General features: G+C 35.2%; 2 protein-coding genes and 1 pseudogene. All 3 read right to left on the bottom strand.

The annotated features are described in order from the left end of the window. Positions 1–145 precede the first annotated feature (145 nt). Complete coding sequence (locus H5162_RS20900) at positions 146–487, bottom strand: hypothetical protein (RefSeq protein WP_182760634.1); 342 nt, start codon at positions 485–487, stop codon at positions 146–148. A 59-nt stretch (positions 488–546) separates the two neighbouring features. After that, on the bottom strand, positions 547–3,318 hold the full coding sequence (locus H5162_RS20895; protein ID WP_182732451.1) for a TonB-dependent siderophore receptor: 2,772 nt from the start codon (positions 3,316–3,318) through the stop codon (positions 547–549). 876 nt (positions 3,319–4,194) lie between these two features. Then, a pseudogene (locus H5162_RS20890) lies at positions 4,195–4,302 on the bottom strand (proline hydroxylase); the annotation flags it as partial.

Raw genomic sequence — 4,302 nt, 5'->3', positions numbered from 1 at the left:
GCAATAGCTCTACCTTCACTAGGTAGCACATCATTATGCCTTGTTAAAAAATTACCTGATATATAGCGTGTTACTTGTACACTTGCACTAATTACATTTTCATTACCAGTGATCTGTCGAATAAAGTTAAGGCAAACATCTGAATTCAGATAATTAAAAAGAGCTTTATATAAAGAAAATTCTGTATTTTTATTGATATTATGTCGCCCATAAAAAAGCCAATTCCATTTGAAGCATCTTTATAGATTGTCCTTTGGAGTTCTCTTTTTTCTTCTGTAGTCATATTCTCTAATTCACGATCTGAAGATTGAATATATTTACCATCTATAGCAAAAGCATTTAGAAAACTCGTCTTATTTTCGACCGCTTCGTGCAAAAGTGATGCACTTTCATCTGTCCATACGTCTGAGAGTATGACCTTTTTATTCTTCATATACTCTTTTTGTATACACTCCAGCTTTTCAGTTGTATTTTTTAACTCAACCATTTTTACCTCATAAAAAAAGCCACTCTAGAGTGGCTTTAAATTAAATTATTAATAATGCATTAAAATTTAATCGTTGCTCGTAAATATACAAAGCGGTCCATATTCACATCATACTCAGTAACTGAGAAGTTGTTTGTAGATATTGCTACATCGTTATTGCTATATTCTGGCGTTGGTTCTTTAGCAAATAAATTCTCTATACCTAATGAAAGCTTTGTGTTATAGGCATCTAGCGCATAACCAACTGAAACATCATGCACAAAGTAAGAACCGATCTCCGCAGCCATACCTGGATAGTTCTCAGCTCCATATAAAATATCATAGTTGTTATGTAAACGATCTACATAGCGTGTTTGCCAATGAGCGTCAAAATCACCCATCGACCAATCAACTGCAAATGTACCTTTATATTCAGGGAAACCTCCATTCCCATACTGAATACCAACTTGGTCTTCACCATCAAATTCATTTGTCATCACATATGACAAGTCTAGTGACGTTTTAAAGCTACCGTATTCAGTATCAAATTTATAAGCTGTATAGAAATCAATACCTTCAACATTATAATCACCTGAATTCTGCAGGAAGTTACGTAAATCTGTAACATTACCATTAGAGTCCCGTTCAATATAATCACAAGACTTAGCATTTTCACCAGTAGCACATTCGCTCAATATACGTGGAGAGCCATATCGACCGATTGAATTTGTAACTTCAATGTCATAGTAATCGATTGTGAACTCTAAACCATCAACATAACTAGGATTGTATACAACACCAAATGTTTTTGATTCTGATTCTTCTGGTTTTAAATCTGGAGTAGAAACGCGAGTTTCACGAATTTGCGTATTAGCTTGTGAGTATCCATCTGGAACGCCTGCACAACCAGGAAGGTTAGGTACAACACCGTCCACTGAATTACATGGATCTGTTAATGTAGGAAATGAATCAGAATTACCTGCATATAAATCCGAAATTGAAGGAGCTCTATAACCTTCAGCCCATGTACCACGAAGTAGAATGTCGTCGATAGGACGGTATTCTACACCCACTTTAGCAGTAGAGTTGCTACCATATGCACTGTGATCTGAGAATCGAATTGCTGGTGAAATAGTTAAGCCTTCAAAAACAGGGATTGATAGCTCAACATATGCCTCATCTAAGCGAAAACCACCAGAGGTAGCATCACGCTGGTTACCAGATGTTTCACCACTTTGTGTTAATGGATCTGGCGTATCGTAACCAGTTTCTTCACGACGTTCTAAACCGATAGCCATACCTACAACACCTGCAGGTAATTCAAACGCATCACCCGCAAAGTTTAATGTGTAATCTTTTAGCTCTAAACCTTCGCGAGATACACTATCAAAAGTTACATAATCAACCATTTCCGGTGTTATAGAACCTTCACCGCCAAACAAATTTAGAGGGACACACGAAGTAGATGCGTTACAATTATCACCTAATGCTTGGTTAATACGAGTAAGATTAAGTAGACCTGTGGTTAAAACGTCTTGGCTATTTTTGCCGTAAATATATGATGCATCCCAAACCCAAGAAGTATCACCGATACCACCTTCTAAGCCAACCATTGCACGGTAAGTAGTATCATTTTGTTTATAAATACGGTTACCAGCTTCAATAAAACGGCGCTGTCCAGCAAAAGGGACATAACCTTCAACACCAGCGCGTGATGCATCACCATATAACGTTTCACCGAAAGGGTTATAGATATTATTTGCATGAATATCTACTTTACTTGCTGCTGAACCAAAAGACGCACCAATGGTAAGCGGCATCGCTGCTAACAACTGAGACGATTGACGATTGGTCATCATGAAGTCAGAAACTAATCTAACGTCATCAGATAAATCGTAAAATGCTTGTACATACATACTATTACGTACTTGCGGAGTAGCTAAGTAGTTATCCGGTGCATAATTATATACATCACCACTGCGATCTCTGAACGAATCAAGGCCAACGTCCGAACCAGCACCATTAGGAACTAAGTCAAAACCTGCATTAGGTTTTCCAGTGTTATTTTCGGTATAACCTTGAGCTAGTAAATCACTACGTAATGAATCAGAAATAGCACTAGATGTTAAACGAAGACGGCCTTTTTCTGTTGTTGAACTGTTACCCATTGATGAGATATCACGATCACCAGCCCAAATTTCAGCTTGAGTAACGTGGCTAAGGTTCATCATTAAGCCACCTTTATCAGAGGTGGTACCAATTGTTAAATCAGCTGAATATTGACGACCATCGTTATATTTTAAGTTTTCACCACCATAAACTGAAAGCTCTGCACCTTCAAAGTCTTTACGTGTGATGATGTTCACAACACCAGCTATCGCATCTGAACCATAAATTGCTGATGCGCCATCTTTAACAACTTCAACACGCTCAATTGATGACGCTGGAATGGTATTTAAATCAACCGTAGAACCTAATGAAGAAACCCAACGTTTACCATTTACTAATACTAATAAACGCTCTGCACCTAGGTTGCGTAAATCCATGTTAGTGGCACCGGTACCACCATTATTGAATGCAGTATTTAAAGCGGCACCTGCTGCTGGAATTTGCTGTAGGATATTACCAATGCTGATCTGGCCACTTGCTTCAAGATCAGCACGGTCTAGAACAAGCACAGGGCTTGCGCTTTCTAAATCAGTTCGTTTAATACGTGAACCAGTTACCTGAATACGTTCAACTTTTTCTACACCTTCTTCTGCAGCAAATGAGCTTGCTGAAAAAGCAGCTGTTGATGCTGCACCAAAAGCGATCGCTAAGCGAACTGCCTTTGAAACTTTATTATTTAACATTTGATTCTCCCTGGTCATATTAATATATGATTTTATTAGTTTTAATTACTCATAAAAAAGCTAATAAGTATCCATAAAAGATACTAAGTACCTAATTGAGCAAATGGATAGTAATATCAGGTACAGCCAAAGGTCAACACTTATTTAACTTTAAATCCATCAACTTTACAGTTAAGGAACAAAAAAGCACAACTAATAAACAATATAAGCAACTGTTTTTTATTGATTATTAATTTTATATTTACATTTATCGAAAAGACTAATACAAATAAATTAACAAGTAATACATTCAATAATTGAATCAAAACCCTTAATTCTTTAATTTTATTAGTTAAGACGATTTCTGTATGAAGGGAATAAAATGAGTTAGCGACAAATTGACGGAGATTTTTCAAAAGGTAGTTTTGTAACAGTATTTGAAGACCATACCTCATCATTCAATAATTTAAGACAGAATTTTGCTAAATGTTATATGACTCCGTTTAATATTTTTTCAAATACTGAAAGGTAAAAACTTAGTTGAAAATCAGACATAACTATTAAAAGGCGTTATACATGTAATAGCATCATAAACTAGTAATTATACATTTGTTATTAACAGTTCTACTTAGCTTTTTTCAGTATTGAATAAAACATAACAATAATTAACGAATTTAAAAAAATTAACCAAGTTTAATATCGATAAGTTTTTCTTAATGTAAACTTACCCTTTATTTATACTACTTCAATTAAAATAATTTTTAGTCCATTAAATACAAGCCGAAAACTACCATATTTTCGTTATAATACTAATTAATTATCGCTGCTTAAATTTAGGTAAGTTCCCGACCTGCTTTAATAAAAAAATAAAAACCAAAAGATGCCTTAAATATAAGGCTAAATTATATTGAACCAACCAGTAATAGAATATCTTGGATACTTTGCGAAAGGTGTTACGTAACTTACTGAATGTGGTAAGTTTACATCAAATACACTAAGAGTATT

The organism is Pseudoalteromonas sp. SR41-8 (assembly GCF_014163915.1).
In the GTDB taxonomy this organism is placed as follows: Bacteria; Pseudomonadota; Gammaproteobacteria; order Enterobacterales; family Alteromonadaceae; genus Pseudoalteromonas; species Pseudoalteromonas rhizosphaerae.
This window is presented reverse-complemented; position numbering and strand designations above follow the sequence as displayed.

Coding starts and splice junctions, on each gene's coding strand:
- H5162_RS20900 (WP_182760634.1), bottom strand. CDS start 487: ATGGTTGAGTTAAAAAATACAACTGAAAAGCTGGAGTGTATACAAAAA.
- H5162_RS20895 (WP_182732451.1), bottom strand. CDS start 3,318: ATGTTAAATAATAAAGTTTCAAAGGCAGTTCGCTTAGCGATCGCTTTT.